Origin of the sequence: Janthinobacterium sp. 344, assembly GCF_900112025.1 — a bacterium.
Classification (GTDB): Bacteria; Pseudomonadota; Gammaproteobacteria; order Burkholderiales; family Burkholderiaceae_D; genus Janthinobacterium.
The window spans coordinates 76,679-99,813 of record NZ_FOKL01000014.1 but is presented as its reverse complement, the minus strand read 5'-3'; the positions used below and the strand labels follow the sequence as shown (position 1 = coordinate 99,813).

At 61.2% G+C, this 23,135-nt stretch carries 20 protein-coding genes and 1 pseudogene; 7 read left to right on the top strand and 14 right to left on the bottom strand.

From position 1 onward, the window contains the following. The 7 genes and pseudogenes from BM193_RS29200 to BM193_RS26485 all read right to left on the bottom strand — a co-directional run. A pseudogene (locus tag BM193_RS29200) lies at positions 1 to 113 on the bottom strand (Lateral flagellin); the annotation flags it as partial. A gap of 114 nt (positions 114 to 227) precedes the next feature. Then, positions 228 to 1,364 carry a DegT/DnrJ/EryC1/StrS family aminotransferase gene (locus BM193_RS26510; RefSeq protein ID WP_092802446.1) on the bottom strand — a complete coding sequence of 379 codons (1,137 nt, stop codon included), beginning with the start codon at positions 1,362 to 1,364 and terminating at the stop codon, positions 228 to 230. Next, the gene (locus BM193_RS26505) at positions 1,361 to 4,579 is read right to left on the bottom strand and encodes a tetratricopeptide repeat protein (RefSeq protein WP_092802448.1); all 3,219 of its coding nucleotides are present in this window, start codon (positions 4,577 to 4,579) and stop codon (positions 1,361 to 1,363) included. Before BM193_RS26505 ends, BM193_RS26510 begins: the two co-directional genes overlap by 4 nt. 200 nt (positions 4,580 to 4,779) lie before the next feature. Then, positions 4,780 to 5,874 (bottom strand): class I SAM-dependent methyltransferase, encoded by a 1,095-nt coding sequence (locus BM193_RS26500; RefSeq protein ID WP_092802451.1) that lies wholly within the window; start codon positions 5,872 to 5,874, stop codon positions 4,780 to 4,782. A 240-nt stretch (positions 5,875 to 6,114) separates the two neighbouring features. Then, complete coding sequence (locus BM193_RS26495) at positions 6,115 to 6,570, bottom strand: GNAT family N-acetyltransferase (protein WP_139176328.1); 456 nt, start codon at positions 6,568 to 6,570, stop codon at positions 6,115 to 6,117. Positions 6,571 to 6,581: 11 nt separating this feature from the next. After that, the gene (locus tag BM193_RS26490) at positions 6,582 to 7,283 is read right to left on the bottom strand and encodes a WbqC family protein (RefSeq protein WP_092802454.1); all 702 of its coding nucleotides are present in this window, start codon (positions 7,281 to 7,283) and stop codon (positions 6,582 to 6,584) included. Positions 7,284 to 7,527: 244 nt separating this feature from the next. Beyond that, positions 7,528 to 9,204, bottom strand: a complete 1,677-nt coding sequence (locus tag BM193_RS26485; RefSeq protein WP_175533429.1) for an electron transfer flavoprotein-ubiquinone oxidoreductase — start codon at positions 9,202 to 9,204, stop codon at positions 7,528 to 7,530. Positions 9,205 to 9,468: 264 nt separating this feature from the next. Here BM193_RS26485 and BM193_RS26480 point away from each other — a divergent pair, with 264 nt between their 5' ends. Further along, positions 9,469 to 10,245 carry an SDR family oxidoreductase gene (locus BM193_RS26480; protein WP_034752351.1) on the top strand — a complete coding sequence of 259 codons (777 nt, stop codon included), beginning with the start codon at positions 9,469 to 9,471 and terminating at the stop codon, positions 10,243 to 10,245. 169 nt (positions 10,246 to 10,414) lie between these two features. Here BM193_RS26480 and BM193_RS26475 read toward each other — a convergent pair whose 3' ends face one another. Beyond that, positions 10,415 to 10,981 carry a LuxR C-terminal-related transcriptional regulator gene (locus BM193_RS26475; protein WP_092802460.1) on the bottom strand — a complete coding sequence of 189 codons (567 nt, stop codon included), beginning with the start codon at positions 10,979 to 10,981 and terminating at the stop codon, positions 10,415 to 10,417. A 147-nt stretch (positions 10,982 to 11,128) separates the two neighbouring features. Here BM193_RS26475 and BM193_RS26470 point away from each other — a divergent pair, with 147 nt between their 5' ends. After that, complete coding sequence (locus BM193_RS26470; RefSeq protein ID WP_092802463.1) at positions 11,129 to 11,827, top strand: CoA transferase subunit A; 699 nt, start codon at positions 11,129 to 11,131, stop codon at positions 11,825 to 11,827. Positions 11,828 to 11,848: 21 nt separating this feature from the next. Then, entirely contained in the window at positions 11,849 to 12,499 is a 651-nt protein-coding gene (locus tag BM193_RS26465) for a CoA transferase subunit B (RefSeq protein ID WP_077403229.1), read from the top strand. A gap of 49 nt (positions 12,500 to 12,548) precedes the next feature. Here the strand turns inward: BM193_RS26465 and BM193_RS26460 are convergent, their stop codons facing one another. Both BM193_RS26460 and BM193_RS26455 read right to left on the bottom strand, forming a co-directional pair. Beyond that, entirely contained in the window at positions 12,549 to 12,959 is a 411-nt protein-coding gene (locus tag BM193_RS26460; RefSeq protein WP_092802657.1) for a DoxX family protein, read from the bottom strand. Positions 12,960 to 13,194: 235 nt separating this feature from the next. After that, complete coding sequence (locus BM193_RS26455) at positions 13,195 to 14,532, bottom strand: dicarboxylate/amino acid:cation symporter (RefSeq protein ID WP_254786431.1); 1,338 nt, start codon at positions 14,530 to 14,532, stop codon at positions 13,195 to 13,197. 215 nt (positions 14,533 to 14,747) lie between these two features. On the opposite strand from BM193_RS26455, the gene BM193_RS26450 reads away from it, so the two are divergent. From BM193_RS26450 to BM193_RS26440, 3 genes are read left to right on the top strand one after another with little or no spacing between them, the layout of a single operon-like run. Beyond that, positions 14,748 to 15,629 (top strand): alpha/beta fold hydrolase, encoded by an 882-nt coding sequence (locus BM193_RS26450; RefSeq protein WP_092802470.1) that lies wholly within the window; start codon positions 14,748 to 14,750, stop codon positions 15,627 to 15,629. 46 nt (positions 15,630 to 15,675) lie between these two features. Continuing rightward, positions 15,676 to 16,026, top strand: coding sequence for a RidA family protein (locus tag BM193_RS26445; protein WP_034784210.1), 351 nt, complete (start codon positions 15,676 to 15,678; stop codon positions 16,024 to 16,026). Positions 16,027 to 16,058: 32 nt separating this feature from the next. Continuing rightward, complete coding sequence (locus BM193_RS26440) at positions 16,059 to 18,311, top strand: RelA/SpoT family protein (RefSeq protein WP_092802473.1); 2,253 nt, start codon at positions 16,059 to 16,061, stop codon at positions 18,309 to 18,311. Positions 18,312 to 18,385: 74 nt separating this feature from the next. Here the strand turns inward: BM193_RS26440 and BM193_RS26435 are convergent, their stop codons facing one another. The 3 genes from BM193_RS26435 to BM193_RS26425 form a co-directional block, all read right to left on the bottom strand. Continuing rightward, on the bottom strand, positions 18,386 to 19,342 hold the full coding sequence (locus tag BM193_RS26435; protein WP_092832560.1) for a cation diffusion facilitator family transporter: 957 nt from the start codon (positions 19,340 to 19,342) through the stop codon (positions 18,386 to 18,388). A 116-nt stretch (positions 19,343 to 19,458) separates the two neighbouring features. Further along, positions 19,459 to 20,334 (bottom strand): pirin family protein, encoded by an 876-nt coding sequence (locus BM193_RS26430; RefSeq protein WP_092802479.1) that lies wholly within the window; start codon positions 20,332 to 20,334, stop codon positions 19,459 to 19,461. A gap of 57 nt (positions 20,335 to 20,391) precedes the next feature. Beyond that, complete coding sequence (locus BM193_RS26425) at positions 20,392 to 20,991, bottom strand: FMN-dependent NADH-azoreductase (RefSeq protein ID WP_092802482.1); 600 nt, start codon at positions 20,989 to 20,991, stop codon at positions 20,392 to 20,394. 114 nt (positions 20,992 to 21,105) lie between these two features. Between BM193_RS26425 and BM193_RS26420 the strand changes: the two genes are divergently transcribed. Next, positions 21,106 to 22,011, top strand: a complete 906-nt coding sequence (locus BM193_RS26420) for a LysR family transcriptional regulator (protein ID WP_092802485.1) — start codon at positions 21,106 to 21,108, stop codon at positions 22,009 to 22,011. Between the two features lie 164 nt (positions 22,012 to 22,175). Here BM193_RS26420 and asd read toward each other — a convergent pair whose 3' ends face one another. Continuing rightward, positions 22,176 to 23,024: an archaetidylserine decarboxylase gene (gene asd, locus BM193_RS26415; protein ID WP_092802488.1), complete on the bottom strand. Its 849-nt coding sequence runs from the start codon at positions 23,022 to 23,024 to the stop codon at positions 22,176 to 22,178. Positions 23,025 to 23,135 lie beyond the last annotated feature (111 nt).

Here is a 23,135-nt window from a genome sequence, read left to right as displayed (position 1 = left end):
TTGATGCGGTAGCCGGTGCTCAGGCGGGTCATCGAGGTCGACAGTTGCGATTGGGTCTTGGCAATCGAATTTTGCGCGGACAGCGACGCGTTGTTGGTATGCAAACTCAGCATGGGAAAAACTCCTAATAGGGTGAATTCAGTCGAGAGCCACGAGTTTGCGCTCTCCTGAGTACAAGACGACCGTTTTTGCCTGTCTATTAAATAAAAATTTCTGTATGGGAATATTTATTTGCCGTTTGCCCATCCGCCGCGGATGATCCAGACGATACGCTCGACCTGCTCCGCAGGCAGGTCCGGGTAGAGCGGGAGGCATATCACTTGCTCCGCCATGGCGCTGGCGTTGGGCAGGTTGGCCCGGGCCGCCGAGGGCATGTGCCGGTACATGGGGAAGTCGCTGATCAAGGGGTAGAAGTAGCGGCGCGCAAAGATGCCGGCATCGCGCAGTTTCTGGAACAGGTCATCGCGGCTGAGCGGGTACTGCTCCTGCACCAGGATGGGGAAATACGCGTGATTGAAGCTGGTGTCGGCCGGCAAGGCGGGGCACACGATGCCAGGCGTTGCTTCCAGTCCCGTGCGGTAGTGACGGTCAATGGCCGCGCGCTGCTGTAGGGCGTCGCCGATACCTTTCAATTGCAACATGCCGAAAGCGGCGCTGACTTCGTTCATCTTGCCGTTGATGCCCGGAGCAACCACAGTCACTTCATCGACAAAGCCGAAATTCTTCAGGTGGTCGATATGCCGCTTGGCCTTGGCATTCGGCGAAATGATGGCGCCACCTTCAAAGGTATTGAAGACTTTGGTGGCATGAAAACTGAGCACGGAAAGGTCGCCGTGCTGCAGGACACTGTCGTCGCGGTACCGGACGCCGAAGGCGTGCGCGGCGTCATAGATGACTTTCAATCCATAGTTGCTGGCGATTTCTTCAATTTTTTCTACATTGCATGGTCGGCCATAGCAATGTACGGGCATGATGGCGCTGGTCTGCGGCGTGATTGCTGCCTCGATCCTGGCCGGGTCCATATTGAAGCCGCCCGGCTCGATATCGACGAAGACGGGCTTGATATCATTCCACATCAGCGAGTGGGCCGTGGCGACAAACGAGTACGGCGTCGTGATGACTTCGCCCGTGATGCGCAGCGACTGCAGCGCGGTCATCAGCGCCAGGGTGCCATTGGCGAATAGCGAGATGTACTCCACGCCCAGGTAGGTGGCCAGTGCCTGTTCCAGCTGCTGGTGAAACGGGCCGCCGTTGGTGAGGATCTTGTTGCCCCATATCTGTTCCAGATACGGCAGGAATTCCTCCAGCGGCGGCAGCGTTGGCTGGGTGACATAGATGGGCGGCTGGCCTTCGGCTGGGTTCATGCCTGTCCATCGGCTTGCGCCGGATCCAGTTCGATCTCAAACGAGGCCGGCGCCTGGCCGGCGCACCAGCGGTGCCACATGGCGCGCAGCGCGCCTTCGAATCCCGCAGCGATAATTTCGGAACGGCCCATGGGCGAGTTCGTGATGATCTGCCGCAAATTGGCGCGAATGTTCGACAGCAGCGCCGGATCGTTGGCGATATAACTGCCCTTGGCGACAAAATCATCGATGTCGTTGGCGATGAAGGCTGCCATGCCCATGTGACTGAGCGCGCAGGCGGTCACGCGCCCTGGCAGGGTATTGCCGGGAATGGTGAGCGTGGGCACTCCCATCCACAGGGCATGCATGGTGGTGGTGCCGCCCGTGTACGGAAAGGTGTCGAGGCACAGATCGACCTTGTTGTGCAGTTCCAGATAGTCCCCCGTCGAGGTGCGCGGGTAAAAATCGAGACGCGTGCGCGCGACGCCTTCGTGGGCGAACCAGTCGATGTAGGTGTCGTAGCCGCCGCTCTTTGGCATGGCGCCGATGAGCATGCGCGAGGAAGGGAGGGCGCGCAGCAGCCGCGCCCACGCGGCAATTACCTCACGACTGAGTTTGTTTGGGCGATTGAAGCTGCCGAAGGTGATGTGACCGTTTTGCAGCGCGGGCAGTGCCTTGACGGGGGGCGATAGCGCAGACGGCAGGAATGGCGCTGCGGCCGGCAAGTAAGCAATGGCTTCGCTGAACTGTTCTTCCATGGCGCCGGGCGGCAGGTAAAAGCGGTCGCACAGGAAATAATCCATCGCTTGCAGGCCAGTGGTGCCGGGATAGCCTATCCAGCTTGCCTGTACGGGCGCGGGCTTGTGCGCGAAGGCCAGCAAGCGGTTTCCTCCCGTATGTCCGGCCAGGTCAATCAGGATATCGATGCCGTCGCTTTCGATCTTGGCTGCAAGGGCGGCATCGCTCAGGTGGTGGATGGCATGCCAGTGGTGGAGCAGCGAGCGTACGCGCGTGGTGCAGTCGTCATCGAGCAGGCTTGTATAGTAGCCGTGCAGCACGACTCGGGGCGAGCGGCTCAGGTGATCAAAGATAGGCAGGATAAAGTTGGCCACGGCATGATTGTTGAAGTCGCCAGAGACAAAACCGATGTGCAGCACGCGCTCCGGATCGGGCGCGTTCCCGTGCCGCGGCCAGCTGGCGTGCAGTGGCGTTTCGAATATCTCGGCAAATTTCTGGTGTTCCGCGAACAGTGCCGCGGGATCGGGATAGTCCAGATGCGTGAGGCAGAACAGCAAATTGCTGTAGATCGGCGCGCAGTGCGGATCGATCGCCAAGGCGGTTCGGCAACTGATGATGGCTTCTTCGAGCAAGCCTTTTTCACACAGCGTGGCGCCCAGGCTGGTGTGGGCTTCCAGATAGTCGTCCCTGAGTGAAATTGCTTGCCTGAAAGCTGCGATGGCCTCGTCAAAAAGGTTCAGCAGGCGATAGGCCATGCCCATGTTCATGTGCGCAGCGGCAAAATCGGGATTGAGCGCGACGGCCTTCTCGTATTGCTCCAGCGCTTCCTCGTAGCGACCCATGTCGTGCAGGACGGCGCCGATATTGCTGTGCACGACAGCGTGCTCGGACTCCAGCGTCAGCGCCTGGCCGTACACGAGCAGGGCTTCGTCATAGCACTTGGCTTTTTGCAGGGCAATACCGAGCCGGTTGTGCAGGTCGGCCGACGCCGGTTCCAGCGCCAGCGCTTGCCGATGACAGTCCACGGCGCCATCAAAGTCGCGCGCGCTGCTCAATGCTACAGCCAGGTGCAGTAGGGCCGTGCCGGATGCCGGCGCCAGCGCCAATCCCTTGCGGTGCGTGGCGATGGCTTCGTCCAGGCGTCCCAGATCGTGCAGGATCAGGCCAAGATGGTTGTAGTGGCTGGCGTTTTCCCCATCAATTTCCAGCAGGGCCTGGTAGATTTCCAGTGCTTCCGCCTTGCGCTCCAGCGCAAACAGTACGCTGCCGAGATTCGTGCGTATGCCAAGCTCATGCGGATTGATGCGGTGTGCGCGCTGGAAGGCCTCCAGTGCTTCCTGCGGCCGCTCCATGGCTCTCAGGCACAGGCCCAGGCCGTTCTGGAATGCGGCAGTGCCAGCGTCGAGCCGGACCGCCTCTTCATGGCTGGCCAGCGCCGCCTCGAGCTGTTGCAGGTCTTGCAGAGTGGTTCCCAGGTTGCTGTGCGCCAGTGCATAGCCGGGAGCCAGTGCGATGGCGTGCCGGTAGCTGGCTGCCGCTGCGTCGAGCTGCTGGAGGGCCTGCAGCGCGTTGCCCAGGTTGCCATGCAGTTCCGCATCGTCGGGAGCGAGTGCCGCCGCGCTGCGGTAGCTAGCGACCGCTCCTTGCAGATCTCCCATGGATTTGAGTGTATTGCCCAAATTAAAATGCGCCAAGGCATAGTCAGGATTGATGGCCAAGGCCTGACGATAGGCGTGGGCCGCTTCGTCCAGCCGCTCCAGTGCCTGCAAGGCGCTGCCCAGGTTGCTGTGCGCCTCGGCGAAGTCGGACTGGATTTCCAGTGCCCGCAGATAACAGTCAATGGCGGACTCATACTGGCCCGCCGCTTGCCAGGCATTGCCCAGGTTGCCGTGTGCCTCGGCGTCGTGCGGCGCCAGTTCCACGGTTTTTTGCAAGGTTGGCAAGGCGTCTTTGCCTTGCAGTTGAAGGGCCGTGCCAAGGACGCTCCACGCGAAGCCCGATGCGGGGTAGCTGGCGACCAGGGCCCGCGTGGCGCTTTCCAGTGCCGCATACTGGCCCGCGTTATACAGTGCGACCACATGCTGCATTTCTTCCGCCGTCGGGGTTTGCGGCAATTGCGCGACCGCAGCCCTGGCACGTGCCAGCAGTGCCTGCGATTCCATGTTGTCGAGGCCACGCTGGATGGCGCTTTCGATGATTTCCAGGCCGTGCTCGGCCTGTTGCGCCGACAGCAGGCCAGTGGCATACGAGAGCCAGAACTGGCCCTCGTCCGGATTGACGGAGAGCGCGGTACGTAAATAGGGCAGGGCGGCCTCGTGAAAACCCAGTTGCCCTGCCAGCAAGCCCACATTGTGATTGGCCACCGCATGGTATGGCTGCGCCTGCACAATCGACAGGTAAAGCGCTTCCGCTTCCGCATACCGCCCTGCCTGGTGATGTTCGATGGCGCGCTGCAGTTCAGCGTCGAGGTTCACTGCTTCAGGGGTGTGGGTGCTCATGTGGGGGACTTGGAAAGTGTGCCAGCGGGAATTGTAACTGTTGGACAGGAGAAATAGAAAATTTCCACACGGAATTTTTATATCCTGTTTCACTCGCTGAAAATCGTGCTGGAAAGCATGATTTTTCTGGCATTGTTGTGCTGCTCCTGTCCAGTGCGGACAGGGCCGGGGTCTGCAGGGGCAGGCGCCGGCGGCATGGTTCAATGCAGTTGCACGAAGAGGGCGGTGCCCATGACAAATGCCGAGTCGATGCGTTCCTGGTGCGCGGCCAGCAATTCGTCGCCAACCCGTTTGGGACCGTCGCCGTATGGCCAGACATAGTCATCAATGATAACCCAGCCGCCTGCGACGAGGTGGCCTATCCAGGCCTGCACGTCGTCGCGCGCCGCTTCGTAGCTGTGATTTCCGTCTATGTGCAGCAAGGCGATCTTGCCGCAGTAGCTGGTATTGCCGAAAGTGCCGGTGACCACGTCGCGCCGCGCCGTGTAGTGCCGGGCCGCCTCGGTCGACGGCAGGCGCAGATAGTTAATGTTGCCATTATTGTAAGGCAATAAACTCATTTCAAATACGCGCAGCGTTTCGTCGAGGTCGAAATACTGGATCGAGTCGTCGACGAGTCCTGCCGCGTCATTCTGTACGAGGTATTCGCTTTTCCACGGGTCAACGCACAACAGTTTGCCGATGCCGTAAAGCCGCGACAAGCGCGCCAGCACGAAGGCAGACTTGCCATAGGCGCTGCCGATCTCGACAATATCTCCCGCGACGCTATGGCGCGCGATTTCACACATAGCGCCTATTTTTTCATCGTCGCACATACCTGGGATGATGTTTGCATGCCGGTATAGCGCGGCTAACTCGATGTTCGACACGGCTGGTTTGGGCGGCGTGGCCGATGCCAGGGGCATGGCGTGATCCTGCTGCTGGCCCCGTTGGATGGCAGCGCGGTAACCACTCAGTTCTTCCTGCACCGGCCAGGCATTGACCAAGGGAACGTGCGGGGCGATGGTCTTCAGCACCTTATTCAAATAGGTCCATGCGACCGGGTTGGGCGTATAGATACCGCTGATGCCGTGCTCGGTGAGCAGGGAGATTAAGGCTGCGTTGAAGGCTGGATCGGTGATGTAAGGCAAATGCTCCCAGTGAGAATAGCGGGCCTTTGCCACGTCGTATGCGAGCGATGAAGAGCCGATGACTGCCTGCCCATTGCGTTGGCACTGTTCCAGATACTCAAGCGAGCGCGGCATGCCGGCTGGGAAAACAAGAATGGGTTTGCCTGGGCTGGATGGCTGGCTCATGGATTCTCCTTGCGGTGATAGAAAATGGCTAATGGATGGAGATACCTGCCGGGCACTACGGCCAGGTTATTCTTTGCAATTGACAGGATTGACAGGCAGAAGCTGCCAGTGAATGCAGTTAGCATGAAAGAACGGAAGGATGGACCAGTCGGGATTGTAACTGTTGAAAATTGAAATGGAAAATTTCCTCAAGGAATTTTTTGCCGTTTATGATCGGTAGCGAAATTCACCATGCCTTGTTCAGGTATCTGTCAGGCGCGCCATCGACATGGCCGGGGATGCCCCCGGTAACGCGGCGTAGCCCGCCTTGCGGTACAAACCGATAGCGCGGATATTGCCCCGGTCGACTTCGAGCCGGATCTCCTGCATGCCGGTCAGACGCGCCAGTTCCGTGGCGCTGCAAAGCAGCCGGGTCGCGATACCCTTGCCGCCCCATTCCGGCAATACGCTGACGTTGCTGATGAATGCTGTGCGACTGTGACTATCGTTGCAATACAGGGCGACCAGGCCCACCAATACCTTGCCAGCCCACGCCTCGCAACGCCGGGCTCTGGTGGCGAGCTTTTTTGCATAGGCAGGAAGCGCGTCGGCATCGGCAGACAAGGACATGAAGCGGGTGTCGCAGGCGCGCAGGTGTGCTTCGACGATATGCTCGTCCGTCGTGTCGATGCGATAGCTGATGATCAACTCATGCATGGCGCTCCGTCTTACAGCAAATCTTTTTCCATGAGCAACTGCTTGATCGTCGCTGGTGCATTGTTCATCATCACATCGATGATCGACAGCCCGGCGACGTGCGGGTGTTTGCCTTGGTGGTAGCTGGTTGGGCGGCTCTGCAGGAAATGCAAGGCAATGCCGTGTTGTTGGAAGTCCTCCTGGCGGTACAGGCTGGTCCCGCCGATGGGATTGATATAGCGGGTCGCGCCTTCGCGCACGCAGATGTCGATGATGCGCCGGTCTCCCGACAGTTCGTCGTTGGCATACGCGCGCGCGGTGGGGACCAGCTCCGTTTCCAGACCGAGATAGCGCATGGCCTGGCGCAAGCTGTTGAGCAGGAACTGGTCCAGTTGCGGATGAGGAGAGTGCAGCGTCTGTTCCAGCAGGCCGATCACATGGGCGTAGTAGGGGGCTCGGCCATACGCCTGGTTTATCGACCGCAGCAGTTTATCGCGCCATGCCGTTTCCTCCGTCAGCGCGATATCGCAGATGCGGCGATTCTGGCTGGCACCCTGTAAAGGCAGCGTAAACAAATGCGGGGCACCGTTCATCAGCATGCGGTTGCGGTTTATCCAGCCGCCACGGATGTAATTGACATCATCGAGCAGGACAAATTTGTCTACGGCGGCAAGCAGCTGAAAATAGCCGAGATAGGGCAGGAAATACGGTTGCATGATGGCGATGGTTTTCATGCGGTACCTGGCAGCACGTTCAAACGGCCAGGGTTGCCCATTGCGTGCCCCGGTGTCTGGAGCGTATGCGCGGCGCTGTGCGCATTAATGACGGTATCGCTCATCGATGGATTCAAGAATGATGGTGGTGATGATTGTAACTGCCATGCCGTCGAAATGCCTAGTTTCCTCCAAAACAGCTAACATAAAAAAACAGCGCGTGCCGTCTGGCTGCGCGCTGTTTTCACCGTGATGCTGGCGACGTTTACATATTCGGATAATTCGGCCCGCCGCCCCCCTCCGGCGTCACCCACACGATGTTCTGCGTCGGGTCCTTGATGTCGCAGGTCTTGCAATGCACGCAGTTCTGCGCATTGATCTGCAGGCGTTCGGCGCCGTCGTCGTTTTTCACGAACTCGTACACGCCGGCGGGACAGTAACGGGCTTCCGGACCCGCATACGTGGCCAGGTTGACGTCGACGGGCACGCTGGCGTTCTTCAACGTCAGGTGGATGGGCTGGTCTTCCGCGTGGTTCGTGTTCGAGATGAATACGGACGACATCTTGTCGAAGGTCAGCTTGCCATCGGGTTTCGGATACACGATCTTTTTCGACTGGGCCGCCGGTTTCAGGCATTCGTGGTCGCCATGCGTGTGGTGCAAGGTCCATGGCGCCTTGCCGCGGAAGATGATCTGGTCGATGCCCGTCATCAGGCTGCCCAGGTACAGGCCCTTCGACAGCCATGGCTTGACGTTGCGCGCCACGTGCAGTTCCTCATGCAGCCAGGATTTTTCAAAAGCAAGGGGGTAGCTGGCCAGTTCGTCGTGCTGGCGCGATTCGCCCAGCGCGCCGAACGCCGCTTCGGCCGCCAGCATGCCGCTCTTGATGGCCGCATGGCTGCCCTTGATGCGGCTCATGTTCAGGAAGCCCGCATCGCAGCCGATCAGCGCGCCACCGGCGAACACCAGTTTTGGCAACGATTGCAGGCCGCCGGCCGTGATGGCCCGCGCGCCATACGAGATGCGCTTGCCGCCTTCGAAGAACTTGCGGATTTCCGGATGCGTTTTATAACGCTGGAATTCCTCGTACGGCGACAGGTACGGGTTTTCGTAGGCCAGGCCCACCACGTAGCCGACCATCACCTGGTTGTTTTCCAGGTGGTACAGGAAGGAGCCGCCGTAGGTTTTTGCGTCCAGCGGCCAGCCCGTCGAGTGGATCACCAGGCCCGGCTGGTGCAGGGCGGGGTCGATTTCCCACAATTCCTTGATGCCGATGCCGTACGATTGCGGATCCTTGCCGGCGTTCAAGTCATACTTGGCCATCAATTGCTTGCCCAGGTGGCCGCGCGCGCCTTCGGCGAACAGCGTGTACTTGGCGTGCAATTCCATGCCCAGCTGGAAGTCGGGGCCCGGTTCGCCGTCGCGCTTGACACCCATGTTGCCGGTCGCCACGCCTCGGACGGAGCCGTCGTCGTTGTACAGGATTTCCGCGGCGGGGAAGCCGGGGAAGATTTCCACGCCCAGGTTTTCTGCCTGCTGGCCCATCCAGCGCACCACATTGCCCAGCGAGACGATGTAGTTGCCGTGGTTTTCAAAGCAGGCCGGTACGGCGAAGTTCGGCGTTTTATAGGCTTTGGTTTCGGTCAGGAACAGGATGCGGTCTTCCGTCACTGCCGTGTTCAGGGGCGCGCCCAGTTCTTTCCAGTTCGGAATCAGTTCCGTCAGCGCTTTCGGGTCCATGATGGCGCCCGACAGGATATGCGCGCCCAGTTCGCCGCCTTTTTCCAGCACGCAGACGGACACTTCCTGGTTCTTTTCAGCGGCCAGCTGTTTCAGGCGGATCGCGGCCGCCAGGCCTGCGGGGCCGCCGCCAACGATCACCACGTCGTATTCCATGGCTTCGCGCGGTCCGTACTGTTCAACTAAGTTATTAGGCTGTGTCATGGTCTCGATTTATAGTCACTCAATTAGGTAGCAAGGATAGGGATTAAAGCATCATCGGGGAAATTTAAGCACGAGTGTGCTTGTTTTTGGCGAGGATTGCAACTTTGGCGCCATTTTGCGTGACATTGCCCCACGCCGCAATCTAAATCCGGCCATTTTGTGTAATGATGGCGTTTACTTTTGCTCAAGCGCGCCGCGGGTGAATTTGTCCGATTGCCACAGGCAGGGCGTAAAGTGTTATCTAAAATAAAACAGGAGTAGCTCGTGGGCATAGAAGTCAATTTCGAGGGCAAGATTGCCCTGATTACCGGCGCATCGAGCGGCCTCGGCGCTCGCTTTGCGAAAGTGCTGGCGCAGGCCGGCGCCCAGGTCGTGCTGGCATCGCGCCGCACCGAACGGCTGAAGGAGTTGCGCGCCGAGATCGAAGCGGACGGTGGTGCCGCGCACGTAGTCTCGCTCGACGTGACGGACTTCGCCAGCATCAAGTCGGCCATCGCGCATGCGGAAACGGAAGCGGGGCCCATCGATATCCTTGTCAATAATTCTGGTGTGTCGACCACGCAACGCCTGGTCGACGTCACGCCCGAGGATTACTCGTTCGTGATGGACACCAACCTGCGCGGATCGTTCTTCGTGGCCCAGCAAACGGCCAAGCGCATGATCGCGCGCGCCAAGGGCGACCCGAAAAAACAGCACCGCATCATCAATATCGCCTCGATGGCGGGCTTGCAGGTGCTGCCGCAGATCGGCGTGTACTGCATGAGCAAGGCGGGCATGGTGCACATGACGCGCGCCATGGCGGTGGAGTGGGGCAAGTACGGCATCAACACCAACGCCATCTGCCCCGGCTATATTTCCACGGAGATCAACGAAGATTACTTTGCCACCGAGCAGGGCAAGAAGCTGATCGAAATGCTGCCGAACAAGCGCCCGGGCAAGCCGGAAGACCTCGATGGCTTGCTGCTGTTGCTGGCGGGCGAGGATTCGCATTTCATCAATGGCGCGATTATCTCCGCCGATGGCGGCATGAGCACGTTTTAACGCCATAAAACCTGCTGCGCGTCGCGCTTTGCGCCCTGCGATGCGCACCGGCTCGGCGCCCCCGTGCGAGAGCACGGGGGCGCTTCTTGACCACAGGGGGGCGCCGAGCCTCGCCGCCGCTCGCGACGGTTTTACTTGGCGTTAAACGATAGTCACCTTGGCTGCGGCCCTAGCGCGGCAGCTGCAATCCCACCAGCTTGTGCACCAGCTCCGACGAGGTGGCGGCGGCGAATTTGCGCATCAGCTTGGCGCGGTGCATTTCCACCGTGCGGGGGCTGAGGTCGATCTGGCGGGCGATCAGCTTGCTCGTCTTGCCTTCCACCAGCAGCGCGGCGATTTCGCGCTCGCGCGGCGTCAGTTCCGCCGTCACGGGACGTTTCTCGCTGACATCCTCGAATGTCCAGATGCCTGCCCCCAGCGGCTGCGCGGCCAGCATGGCGTGGCCCGTGACGTGGCACCAGAACAATTCTCCATTACTGCGGCGCATGATGCGCTCGTCCGAATAGCGGCCCTTGGCGTTCATGATGGGGATGATGCGTTCACCGGTGCGCAGGAATTCGTCGTGCGTGGGGTAGAGTACTTCGAACGACTGATCGTCCAGCTGGGCACGCGCGTAGCCGAACATGCCGGCCAGCGCTTCGTTGCAACTGCGCATGATGCGGTTTTCCGACATGCACATGCCGACGGGCGCATGCAGGAAGATGCTTTCATAATCGATGGCTGACGCGGCATTCATCTGATACGTATCACTCTCACAGTGGGATTGCCGGCAGGGCGCCGGTAGTTCTACGGTATTGTACTTTCCACTCGCGTATTTTATGCTGAGTCGCTGCCTGAGTCATGGACTCAAGACCAAAGCTTAACAAAAGATAGAGGGACACCCATGAATAAAGTTTATCCTGACGCCGCCTCGGCGCTGGCCGGTATCGTCCAAGATGGCCAGACCATCGCCGTTGGCGGCTTCGGCCTGTGCGGCATTCCCGAAGCCCTGATTCAAGCCTTGCGCGATTCCGGCGTGACGGGCCTGACGGCTATCTCCAACAACGCCGGCGTGGACGGCTTCGGCCTGGGCCAGCTGCTGACCACGCGCCAGATCAAGAAAATGATCGCTTCCTACGTGGGCGAAAACAAGGAATTCGCGCGCCAGTACCTGGCCGGCGAACTCGAGCTGGAATTCACCCCGCAAGGCACCTTGGCCGAGAAGCTGCGCGCCGGCGGCGCCGGCATTCCCGCCTTCTTCACCAAGACGGGCGTGGGCACCATCGTTGCCGACGGCAAGGAAATCCGCGAATTTGACGGCGAACAATACGTGATGGAACGCAGCCTGGTAGCCGACGTGGCCCTGGTCAAAGCCTACATGGCCGACCGGGCCGGCAATTTGGTCTACCGCAAAACGGCGCGCAATTTCAACCCGAACGTGGCCATGGCCGGCAAGATCACCATCGTCGAAGTGGAAAAACTGGTCGAAGTGGGCGAGATCGACCCGGACCAGGTGCACACCCCGAGCATCTTCGTGCACCGCATCGTGGTCAACGCGAACCCGGAAAAACGCATCGAGCAGCGCACCGTGCGCGCCGACTAAATACAAGATTGGGAGATGATCATGGCTTGGACGAGAGATGAAATGGCCGCGCGCGCGGCGAAAGAATTGCAGGATGGCTTTTATGTGAACCTGGGCATCGGCTTGCCGACCCTGGTGGCGAACTATGTGCCGGAGAATATCGAAGTGTTCCTGCAGTCGGAAAACGGCTTGCTGGGCATCGGTCCGTTCCCCACCGACGACGAAGTCGATGCCGACCTGATCAACGCAGGCAAGCAGACCGTGACGGCCTTGCCCGGCGCCGCCTACTTCAGCTCGGCCGACTCGTTTGGCATGATTCGCGGTGGCAAGATCAACCTGGCCATCCTGGGCGCCATGCAGGTGTCGGAAAAGGGCGACCTGGCCAACTGGATGATTCCTGGCAAGATGGTCAAGGGCATGGGCGGCGCGATGGACCTCGTCGCCGGCGTCAAGCGCGTCGTCGTGCTGATGGAGCACGTGGCCACGGCCAAGGATGGCACCACCTCGCACAAGCTGTTGAAACAGTGCGACCTGCCATTGACGGGCGTGGGCGTGGTCGACGTCATCATCAGCGACCTGGGCGTCATCGACGTGACGGAAAACGGCTTGAAGCTGGTGGAGCTGGCGCCGGGCGTGACCAAGGAGCAGGTGCAGGCGGCCACGGGCGCGGAGCTGGACGTTTCCGCCGTATAAACGGTTTGTAGTCTGAAATAGAAGGGCGGACAGCGATGTCCGCCCTTTTTTATGCGCCTGCCTTGCCGCGCAAGCCGTCGAGGCTGTAGGCGCCGGCGCCCGCCGCCGCGAAGTACAGGAAGGTGAAGCAATACATCACGGCCATTTCGCCGCCGTTCAGGATCGGCAGAAAGCCGGCCGGCGCATGCGCGATGAAATAGGCGGCCGCCATCTGGCCCGACAGGATGAAGGCGACGGGACGCGTGAACAGGCCGACCAGCAGCAGGGTGCCGCCCACCAGTTCGATGACGCCGGCCGCGCCCATCAGGGAAAACAGTTGCAGGCCGTCGAACATGGCCACGTGCGGCGCGCCGAACAGCTTGGCCGTGCCGTGCTGCAGGAAGAGGAAGCCGAGGATGATGCGAAGCAGGCCCAGCAAACGTGGGGACCAGGTGGCGTAGAAGGCGGGCGAGAGGGACATGAGGTACTCCATGCTAAGGGTGGATGGGTCGGTGTCAGGCTTGCATTAACGCAATGTCATTATGCGGGAGCCTGGCGGTGTACAGTAAGCAGTACTGTAATAGTTTTGCATTCATTGATCATCATGATAAATATTGATGGATGATTTACTGTCGGTTGATGATGCGCTAAAACCCGCGCGCCATGAAAAAAGCCCCGCGGATCGCTCCGCGGGGCCTTTCAATGTCGAGTACCGTTTACTTGACGATATTCACGGCCGGGGCCACGTAGCTGTCTTCGGTCGGGTGGGTGGGATGGGCCAGCTCGCTGTGCAGCTTGTCCATGTCCAGTTCCTTTTCCCATTTCGAGACGACGATGGTGGCCACGCCGTTGCCCACGAAATTGGTCAGCGCGCGGCATTCGCTCATGAAGCGGTCGATGCCCAGGATCAGCGCCATGCCGGCCACGGGGATCGTCGGCACGACGGCCAGGGTGGCGGCCAGGGTGATGAAGCCGGCGCCCGTGATGCCGGACGCGCCTTTCGAGGTCAGCATCGCCACGCCCAGGATGGTGAGTTCTTGCCAGATCGTCAGGTCCGTGTTGGTGGCTTGCGCCACGAACAGGGCGGCCATGGTCATGTAGATGTTGGTGCCGTCCAGGTTGAACGAGTAGCCAGTCGGCACGACCAGGCCGACGACTGGCTTGGAGCAACCGAGGCGCTCGAGTTTTTTCATCAGGGCCGGCAGGGCCGATTCCGACGAGCTGGTACCGAGCACGATCAGCAGTTCTTCCTTGATGTACAGCAGGAAGCGGCCGATGGAAAAGCCCGTGTACTTGGCGATCAGGCCCAGCACGACGAAGACGAACAGGAAGCAGGTCAGGTAGAACGAACCCATCAGTTTTGCCAGTGGAATCAGCGACGCCAGGCCGTATTTGCCGATGGTGAAGGCCATCGCGCCGAACGCGCCGATCGGAGCGACTTTCATGATGATGTTGACCATGCCGAAGATGGCATGCGACAGCTCGTCGATCAGCTTGGTGACAGGACGGCCGCGCTCGCCCAGCAGGGACAGCGAGAAGCCGAACAGGATGGCGATCAGCAGCACTTGCAGGATGTCGCCCTTGGCGAAGGCGTCAACGAAGGTCTTCGGGATGATGTTCATCAGGAAGTCGACGGTGCTCATGCCTTCGGCGTGCGTGTATTGCGCGATCGACTTGGCATCGAGGTGGGCCGGATCGGCATTGAAGCCGGCGCCCGGTTTCAGGATGTTAGCAACCAGCAAGCCGATGGCCAGCGCGAAGGTGGAGACCACTTCGAAGTACAGCAGCGCCTTGCCGCCCACGCGGCCGATTTTCTTGACGTCCTGCATGCCGGCGATGCCGGAGACCACGGTACAGAAGATGACCGGGGCGATGATCATCTTGATCAGTTTGATAAAGCCGTCGCCCAGCGGTTTCATGTCGACGGCGTTGGAAGGGTAGAACACCCCCAGCAGCACGCCAGCGACGATGGCGAACAGCACCTGCACGTACAGGATTTTATAGAATGGTTTTTTCACGAGTGGTCTCCTCTTGCGGGTTGATGCTGCGATCATCCGCCCATTGCCGGGCAGGCTCAATTGTGGATAACCGCAGATATGCAGTTTCGCTATATCGGGTATTGCGCCATGACGGGCGTGCTGCGGCGCAGCATTTCAGCCGCGCGCTTGGAGCATTGCCCGCGCTGCGCTACACTGCCGTAGCGTCGCGCGCGGGATACCGCTTGGCAGGCAGAAAGCGGTGCTCTTTTTATATCAAATAAGGAATCGGCATGATCGAAGCCAGCATCAAATCCGTTCAGTGCATCTCTCCGGCAGGCCTGCACACCATGTCGTACAAGGAGTGGGGCGCGCCCGACAATCCGAACGTGCTCGTCTGCGCCCATGGCGTGACGCGCGTGGCCGACGACTTCGACAACCTGGCGCGCGCCATGGCCAGCGATTACCGCGTCATCTGCCCTGACGTGGTGGGACGTGGCCGCTCGGGCTGGCTGGCCAATCCGCAGTTTTACCGCGTGCCGCAATATGTGAGCGACATGGTGACCCTGCTGGCGCGCGTGCTGGCCAATGGCGAACGCCAGACGGTGGACTGGTTCGGCACCTCGATGGGTGGCTTGATCGGCCTGGGCCTGGCATCGCTGCCGGACAGTCCGATCAGCAAGCTGGTGCTGAACGACATCGGCCCCACGCTGGCGCCGGAAGCCCTGCAGCGCATCGGCGACTACATCGGCCAGGACTTGCGTTTCGAAACCTTCGAGCAGGGTGCCAAGTTTGTGCGTGACGTGTCCGCCAGCTTCGGCCCGCACACGGACGCCGAATGGCATAAACTGGCGGTGGATGTGTTGCGCCAGGATAAGGATGGCCACTGGCGCCGCCACTATGATATGGGACTGGCCATGCCGTTCCGTTCGGCCACGCCGGAATCGGCGGCCAGCGACGAAGCCATGCTGTGGGCCGCGTATGATGCCGTGCGCTGCCCCACCTTGCTGGTGCGCGGGTCGGAATCCGATTTGCTGTCGCATGAAACGGCCACGCTCATGCTGGGCCGCGGCCCGAAGGCGCAGCTGGTGGAGATCGAAGGCGTGGGCCACGCGCCCACCTTCATCCATGACGACCAGATCGCCATCGCACGCAAGTTTTTGCTAGGCAAATAATTAGTGATACCGCTGTACAGATTTTGAAACAACTGAAAGTAAAAGCATGGAAATCACACGACTGCACGTAGGCAAACGCCTCTCCGAAGTAGCCATTCACAACAACACCATTTACCTGGCTGGCCAGATCGCGGAAGACACCACGCAGGGCATCGTCGGCCAGACGCGCGAAGTGCTGGGCCACGTCGACCGCCTGCTGATGGAAGCGGGCAGCGACAAGACCTGCATCCTGTCCTGCCAGATCTATATCGCCGACATGAAGGATTTCCCCGGCATGAATGAAGTGTGGGATGACTGGGTTGCTTCCGGCCACACGCCGCCGCGCGCCACCGTGGAAGCGAAGCTGGCCAACCCGGCTTGCCTGGTTGAAATCGTCATCATCGCTGCAGAGCGTTAAGCCGTTAAGTTTTCTAGTTGATAAGGTAATACATGGTTTCCATCTCGGCCCCGAATAGCGCCACCTCGGAACAACTGGTAGAGGGCCTGAGTGCGCCGGACAGCGCGCGCGTGCTGGACGCGCTCGCATATGCCACCGAAGCGTATGGCGACAAGCAGACCTTTGCCGGCCGCTCCGCGCTGGACTTCGCCATCGGCGTGGCCACCACCCTGGCTTTCCTGCGCAGCGATGCGGAAACGCGCATCGCCGGCCTGATGTTCGAGCTGACCCTGCTGGAACCCGACACGGCGGCCGACATCGAGCCGCGCTTCGGCAAGCAGGTGTGCGACCTGGCCACCGGCGTGCGCCAGCTGATCCGGCTGCGCGCGCTGACCCAGGCGCAGCACGGCGGCGCTGGCGGGCGCGGCAAGAACGCGGCGCAGCAAGCCGTGGCCCAGGTGGAAACCCTGCGCAAGATGCTGCTGGCGATGGCCTCCGACATGCGTGTCGTGCTGGTGCGCCTGGCCGCTTGCGTGACGACCTTGCGCTATTTCGCCGAACTGAAGCTGTTCAATGAAATGACACGCGAATACGGCAAGGAAACCCTGGATTTGTATGCGCCGCTGGCCAACCGTCTCGGCATCTGGCAGCTGAAGTGGGAACTGGAGGATCTGTCGTTCCGCTTCATCGAGCCGGAAGCGTATAAACGCATCGCCAAGATGCTGGAAGAAAAGCGCATGATGCGCGAGGGCTTCGTGTCCTCGGCCATTCTGCGCCTGCAAACGGAACTGGCTGCGGCCGGTATCCAGGCGGAAGTATTTGGCCGCCCGAAACACATTTACAGCATCTGGAACAAGATGCGCGGCAAGGAACTGGACTTTACGGCCCTGTATGACGTGCGTGCCTTCCGCGTCATCGTTGCCGACGTGAAAACCTGCTACACGGTGCTGGGCGTGGTGCACAATATCTGGACCCCCATCCCGAAAGAATTCGACGATTACATTTCGCGGCCGAAGCCCAACGGCTATCAGTCGCTGCACACGGTGGTGACGGCCGAGGATGGCCGCCCGCTGGAAGTGCAGATACGCACGAATGAAATGCACAGCTTTGCCGAGTACGGCGTGGCCGCGCACTGGCGCTACAAGGAAGAGGGCGGTTCGAACTTTGCCGGCCAGAAGTACGACGAGAAAATTGCCTGGCTGCGCCAGCTGCTGGCCTGGAAGACGGAGGTGGCCGACGCCGTCGTGGGCCAGGAAGAAATCCAGCGCGAATGGGTGGAAAAGTTGAAATCCGCCACGCTGGACGACCGTATCTTTGTCATGACGCCGCAGGCGCGCGTGCTGGAGTTGCCCGTCGGCGCCACGCCCGTCGATTTTGCGTATCACCTGCACACGGACGTGGGCCACCGCTGCCGCGGCGCCAAGGTCGACGGCATCATGGTGCCCCTGAATACGCAATTGAAGAATGGCCAGACCTGCGAAATCATCACGGCCAAGGGCGCGCCGGGCACGGCCGGGCCCTCGCGCGACTGGCTCGGCGCCGGCTACGCCGTCAGCACGCGCACGCGCTCGAAGATCCGCGCCTGGTTCCATGCCATCGACATGCAGGAAACCCTGGCCCACGGCCGCGCGCTGGTGGAAAAGTCCTTGCAGCGCGAAGGCAAGACGGCCGTCAACCTGGAAGCGCTGGCGCAAAAGCTGGGCTTTGCCAAGGTCGACGAACTGTTCCTGTCGGTGGGCAAGGATGAATTCAGCCTGCGCCACGTGGAGCAGGCGCTGCACGACAATGGCGAAGTGGTGGTGCCGGAAGACGCCGTGCTGGTCGGCAAGAGCCGCGCTTCCAGCGTGGAGCAGGGCGCCAAGTCCGGCGTGCTGGTGGTGGGCACGGAAGGCTTGATGACGGTGCTGGCCAAGTGCTGCAAGCCGGCGCCGCCGGACAGCATCGTCGGCTTTGTGACGCGTGGCAAGGGCGTCTCCATCCACCGCGCCACCTGCAAGAATTTCGAGGAAATGCGCGCCAAGGCGCCCGAGCGCGTGATTTTTACCGAGTGGGGCAGCACGGGTGGGCACGACACCGTGTATCCGGTCGATATTTTCATTCTCGCCGGCGACCGCCAGGGCTTGCTGCGCGACATCTCCGAAATCTTTTCGCGCGAAAAGATCAACGTCATCGGCGTCAATACCCAAAGCGCCAAGGGCCAGGCCCGCATGACGTTTACGGCCGAGATCAGCTCGACGGCGCAACTATTAAAAGCGCTGAATGTGATCAAGGACGTCACCGGGGTGCTGGAAGCGCGGCGCAGTTAGTTGGAGTTACCCCGAGGGCAGAGGCTGGGGTCAGACCCGGCGGGTCTGACCCCGGTCTTTGCCGTTGGGTTCAATTAATGCGTCTTGTCCCCCTGATGTACCCCCGCCATTGCCGCCGTCTCCGGCTGCAAAGTAATATGGTCGATGCCATGCTTGGCCAGCAACATCTTCTTGATCGCCCGCAAGACCGTGGGCCAATGGTCGAGGTGCTCGATTTCCACGTGGCCGATCAGGGCCGGCTGGCCCGGCGACATATCCCACACATGCAGGTCGTGCACGGACAGCACACCGTCGATCTGTTCCACGTCCGCGCCCACCTGCACGTAGTCGATGTGCATGGGCACGCCTTCCATCAGGAAGTGGTAGGACTCTTTCAATACCCCGAAGGTCGATTTCAGGATCAGCAAGGACACCAGCACCGACAGCAGCGGGTCGATCTGCATCCAGCCCGTAACATAGATCACGGCGCCGGCGACGATGGCGGCGACCGAGCCGAGCAGGTCTCCCATCACGTGCACGAGGGCGGCGCGCGTGTTCACGCTTTGCTTGTCTTTCGATAAGACCCAGGCCACCACCAGGTTGATCAGCAGTCCGATGAAGGCGACGACGAAGACCATGCCGCCTTGCACCGTTTGCGGGGCGGAAAAGCGCAGCACGGCTTCATAGCAGATCCAGCCCACCACGCACAGCATGGCCAGGCCGTTGACGAAGGCGGCCAGCGCCTCGGCGCGGCCAAAGCCGAACGAGTGGCGCGGCGAGGGCGGGCGCCGGGCGATCAGTTGCGCCAGCAGGGCCAGGCCTAAGGCGGCCGCGTCCGTGACCATATGGCCCGCATCGGAAATCAGGGCCAGCGAATTGGACATGAAGCCGGCGATCACCTCGATGCCGGCAAAGGACAGGGTCAGGCCCAGCGCCCACGCGAGGATGTTCTGGCTGCGCCCCTCGAACGAGTGGGTATGCTTGGCGTCGCCTTTCAAGTGCGCGTGCAGGTGGGTGGCGTCGTGTTCGGTGCTGTCGTGCGTCGGATGCATGGAATGCTTTGTGGAATGAGGTTGCCGTCAGTGTAATTGAAAAGCAACAACATAGGCGGCACGACAAAAAACCTGCAAGCCTCGCGGCGTTGCAGGTTTTTCTGGAATAAACAATTTTATTGCGCGGTCGTCTCGCCAAACTTGCCTTCACGGAAGTCCTGCACGGCCTGGAACACTTCCGCCTGGGTATTCATGACAAACGGACCATATTGCGCGATCGGCTCGTTCAGCGGTTTGCCGGCGATCAGGATCACGCGTCCGCCTGCGGGCGCTTCGATGCGCACGCCGTCGCTGCCTGGCGTATTGGCGAAGATGGCCATGCGCAGGGCGGGCACGGTCTTGCCGTCCACCTGCACTTCACCGCGAAACGCGTACAGGAAGGCGTTATGGCCTGGCGGCAATGGCTGCTCGAAGCTGCTGCCGGCCGGCAAGTCGATATCGAGGTACAGCGGTTCCGTCAGCTCGCGCTGCACGGCGCCCGTCACGCCATGGCTCTCGCCGGCGATCACTTGCACGGCCACGCCCGCGTCCGTCGTGTAGCGGGGAATCTCGTCGCTGGTGAAATCGCGGTACCACGGCGTGCGCATCTTGTCGCGCGCGGGCAGGTTCAGCCACAGCTGAAAGCCTTCCATCACGCCGGCTTCCTGTTCCGGCATTTCCGAATGGATCACGCCGCTGCCGGCCGTCATCCATTGCACGCCGCCCGAGGTCAGCAAGCCTTCATTGCCCGCGCTGTCCTTGTGGCGCATGCGCCCCGTGATCATGTACGAGACCGTTTCGAAGCCGCGGTGCGGATGTTCGGGGAAGCCGGCGATGTAGTCGTTCGGCTGGTCGCTGGCGAAATTGTCGAGCATCAGGAACGGGTCCAGGCGGCGCTGCAGCTGCTGCGTCAGCACGCGGTTGATCTTCACGCCGGCGCCATCCATGACGGCCTGGCCGGCGATCACGCGCTCGACGGCGCGCGGTTTCGTGACGGTGGTGATGTCGCTCATTGTTCTCTCCTCTAGGCCGGGACGGCGCCAGTGCGCCGCCCCTTTCACTGCTGGGGATTACACCAGGATCGCGTTGATCTCGGCGTCCGCTTGCGCCTGTGCCTTGGCCACGGCTTCCGGGCCCATGCCCATGCCTTCCGAATACACGTATTGCACGTCGGTCATGCCCAGGAAGCCGAACATGGTGTTCAGATATGGCACCTGGCTGTCGTGGGCGCTGTCGCGGTGCAAGCCGCCGCGGGACAGGCCCACGTAGACTTTCTTGCCGGTCAAGAGGCCCACGGGGCCGGTTTCCGTGTACTTGAAGGTGACGTTGGCGCGGGCAATCGCGTCGAACCAGCTTTTCAGCTGCACCGTGATGCCGAAGTTGTACATCGGCGCGCCGATGACGATCACGTCAGCTGCTTGCACTTGCGCAATCAGGGCGTCGTCCAGGGCGATGCGGGCCGCCTGTTCCGGCGTGCGCTTGTCGGCTGGCGTGAACAGCGCTTGCAGGGTCGGCTCGTCGAGCACGGGGTGCGGTTGCGCGGCCAGGTCGCGGCGCGTCACGGTGGCGCCAGGGTTGGCCGCTTGTACGCGGGCGGTGATGGCGTCAGCCAGGCGGGTGGAGGCGGAGCCGGTGCTGCGGGCGCTGGAATTGATTTGCAGGATGTTCATCTTGTTTTCTCCATTGTGAGGTGTCTTGCGATGGATGAACTATAGCAATTCCAAAATTGATGCGGAAGCCGTTAAAATGGATAACATTAATCCACCAATGGAACAATCAAGACTATGGACATCGATCCCGGAGATTTGCTGCTGTTTGCCCGCGTCGTCGAATGCGGCAGTTTCAGTCGCGCCGCCGTGCGCGTGGACTTGCCCAAGTCGACCCTCTCGCGGCGCATCTCGCAGCTGGAAGCGAAGCTGGGCGAACGGCTGCTGCTGCGCACCACGCGCAAGCTGGCGCTGACGGAGTTTGGCGCCAGCCTGCTCGAGCATGCGCGCAAGGTGGTGGAGGAAACGGAGGCGGCCGGCGCGCTGGCCCAGCACCGGCAGGCGGGCCCCAGCGGCTTGCTGCGCATTTCCATGCCAGCCGACTTCGGCGACGCGCTGATGCGCCAGGTGCTGGCCGAATTCGTGCGCCGTTATCCGGCCATTTCGCTGGAACTGGACTTGTCGGCGCGCCGCGTGGATTTATTGGAAGAGAACTTCGACCTGGCCATCCGCATGGGCAACCTGCCCGACGACGCCAGCCTGGCCGCGCGCCGCGTGGCCTTCAGCACACTGGCGCTGTATGCCTCGCCGCAATACACGAGCGTGCACGGCTTGCCCGAGCATCCCGACGATTTATACGGCCATGATCTGCTCAGCCTGCCACGGGCCGTGCATGGCCTCGTGCACTGGACTTTGATGCGCGGCAAGACGACATGGGAGCGCGATTTGCCCGTGCGCCTGCTGGCGAACTCGCCGGAATTGCTGGTGCGCATGGCCTGCACGGGCGTGGGCATCGCGGCCAGCACGGACCGCTTTGCCAAGGCGTATGTGGCGACGGGGGAACTGGTGCGCGTGCTGCCGGAGTGGAGTTTCCCGCTGGTCACGGGCTGGGCCGTGTTTCCCGGCCGGCGTTTGATGCCGGCCAAGACGCGGGCGTTTCTGGACTTGATGGAAGAGATGTATCAAACAGACGCGCCTGTTTAGTCACGCCTGTCAACACCTCGCTTGTCGCGCTTTGCGCCCGGCGCTGCTCACCGGCTCGGCGCCCCCGTACCTTCGTACAGTTGCGCTACTCGGCCACAGCTCCCTTCCGCTCGCTACGGTGTTGTCAGGCGTTGACAGGTCGGGGGAGGCCGAGGAGCCGCGATCTACCTGGGCACGTTGCCCATGACTTCGCCCAGCTGCACGGGGCCGGCCGGCTGCCAGTCAGCGTTGAATTGCACCGTGTCTTTCGGGAACAGCATGACGACGGTCGAACCGAGCAGGAAGCGGCCCAGCTCCTCGCCTTGCTTGAGCACGACGTTGTCGTTGGCATAGCTCCAGTCGCGGATCTCGCCCGTGCGGGGCGGGTTGACGACGCCGTGCCACACGGTGGCCATGCTGCCGACGATGGTGGCGCCCACCAGGGTCATGACGAAGGGGCCGTTGGCCGTGTCGAACACGCAGACGACGCGCTCGTTGCGGGCGAACAGGCCGGGAATGCCGCGCGCCGTCGTCGGGTTGACGGAGAACAGTTCACCGGGCACATAGATCATGCGCGTCAAACGGCCGTCGCACGGCATGTGGATGCGGTGGTAGTCGCGCGGGCTCAGGTACAGATTGGCGAAGCTGCCATGCTCGAACCGGGCCGCCAGGGCCGCGTCGCCGCCGACCAGGGCCGTGGTGCTGAAGTGGTGGCCCTTGGCCTGGAAAATCTGGTCCTTGTCGATCGTGCCGAACTGGCTGATGCGGCCGTCGACGGGGCAGATGTAGTCGGCTTGCGCCAGCGGACGGGCATCGGGGCGCAGCGCGCGCGTGAAAAAGTCGTTGAAGCTCGTGTAGTGGGTGATGTCCGGGTCCAGTGCCTCATCCATGTTGACGTTGTAGCGGCCGACGAACCAGCGGATCAGGCGGGTGGTCATGGCGCCGCCCTTGGCGCCGGCGACGCGGCCGGCGAAGTTGGTCAACGCTCCCTTGGGAAGCAGATATTGAGGCAGGACGGCAAGACGGTCAGACACGATGGGAAGCCTTTGACGGGGTGATCGGAATAATGGCGAAAACGCATTATAGCGGCGATGTGGCACGCAATGATACGGGGCGCGCATGGCGTGTTTTTTCACCTGGCCGTG

Excerpts from the sequence above, each read along its gene's own strand:
- BM193_RS26510 (WP_092802446.1), bottom strand. The coding sequence starts at position 1,364 with ATGAACCCAGCCGAAGGCCAGCCGCCCATCTATGTCACCCAGCCAACG.
- BM193_RS26505 (WP_092802448.1), bottom strand. The coding sequence starts at position 4,579 with ATGAGCACCCACACCCCTGAAGCAGTGAACCTCGACGCTGAACTGCAG.
- BM193_RS26500 (WP_092802451.1), bottom strand. The coding sequence starts at position 5,874 with ATGAGCCAGCCATCCAGCCCAGGCAAACCCATTCTTGTTTTCCCAGCC.
- BM193_RS26495 (WP_139176328.1), bottom strand. The coding sequence starts at position 6,570 with ATGCATGAGTTGATCATCAGCTATCGCATCGACACGACGGACGAGCAT.
- BM193_RS26490 (WP_092802454.1), bottom strand. The coding sequence starts at position 7,283 with ATGAAAACCATCGCCATCATGCAACCGTATTTCCTGCCCTATCTCGGC.
- BM193_RS26485 (WP_175533429.1), bottom strand. The coding sequence starts at position 9,204 with ATGACACAGCCTAATAACTTAGTTGAACAGTACGGACCGCGCGAAGCC.
- BM193_RS26475 (WP_092802460.1), bottom strand. The coding sequence starts at position 10,981 with ATGAATGCCGCGTCAGCCATCGATTATGAAAGCATCTTCCTGCATGCG.
- BM193_RS26470 (WP_092802463.1), top strand. The coding sequence starts at position 11,129 with ATGAATAAAGTTTATCCTGACGCCGCCTCGGCGCTGGCCGGTATCGTC.
- BM193_RS26465 (WP_077403229.1), top strand. The coding sequence starts at position 11,849 with ATGGCTTGGACGAGAGATGAAATGGCCGCGCGCGCGGCGAAAGAATTG.
- BM193_RS26460 (WP_092802657.1), bottom strand. The coding sequence starts at position 12,959 with ATGTCCCTCTCGCCCGCCTTCTACGCCACCTGGTCCCCACGTTTGCTG.
- BM193_RS26455 (WP_254786431.1), bottom strand. The coding sequence starts at position 14,532 with ATGATCGCAGCATCAACCCGCAAGAGGAGACCACTCGTGAAAAAACCA.
- BM193_RS26450 (WP_092802470.1), top strand. The coding sequence starts at position 14,748 with ATGATCGAAGCCAGCATCAAATCCGTTCAGTGCATCTCTCCGGCAGGC.
- BM193_RS26445 (WP_034784210.1), top strand. The coding sequence starts at position 15,676 with ATGGAAATCACACGACTGCACGTAGGCAAACGCCTCTCCGAAGTAGCC.
- BM193_RS26440 (WP_092802473.1), top strand. The coding sequence starts at position 16,059 with ATGGTTTCCATCTCGGCCCCGAATAGCGCCACCTCGGAACAACTGGTA.
- BM193_RS26435 (WP_092832560.1), bottom strand. The coding sequence starts at position 19,342 with ATGCATCCGACGCACGACAGCACCGAACACGACGCCACCCACCTGCAC.
- BM193_RS26430 (WP_092802479.1), bottom strand. The coding sequence starts at position 20,334 with ATGAGCGACATCACCACCGTCACGAAACCGCGCGCCGTCGAGCGCGTG.
- BM193_RS26425 (WP_092802482.1), bottom strand. The coding sequence starts at position 20,991 with ATGAACATCCTGCAAATCAATTCCAGCGCCCGCAGCACCGGCTCCGCC.
- BM193_RS26420 (WP_092802485.1), top strand. The coding sequence starts at position 21,106 with ATGGACATCGATCCCGGAGATTTGCTGCTGTTTGCCCGCGTCGTCGAA.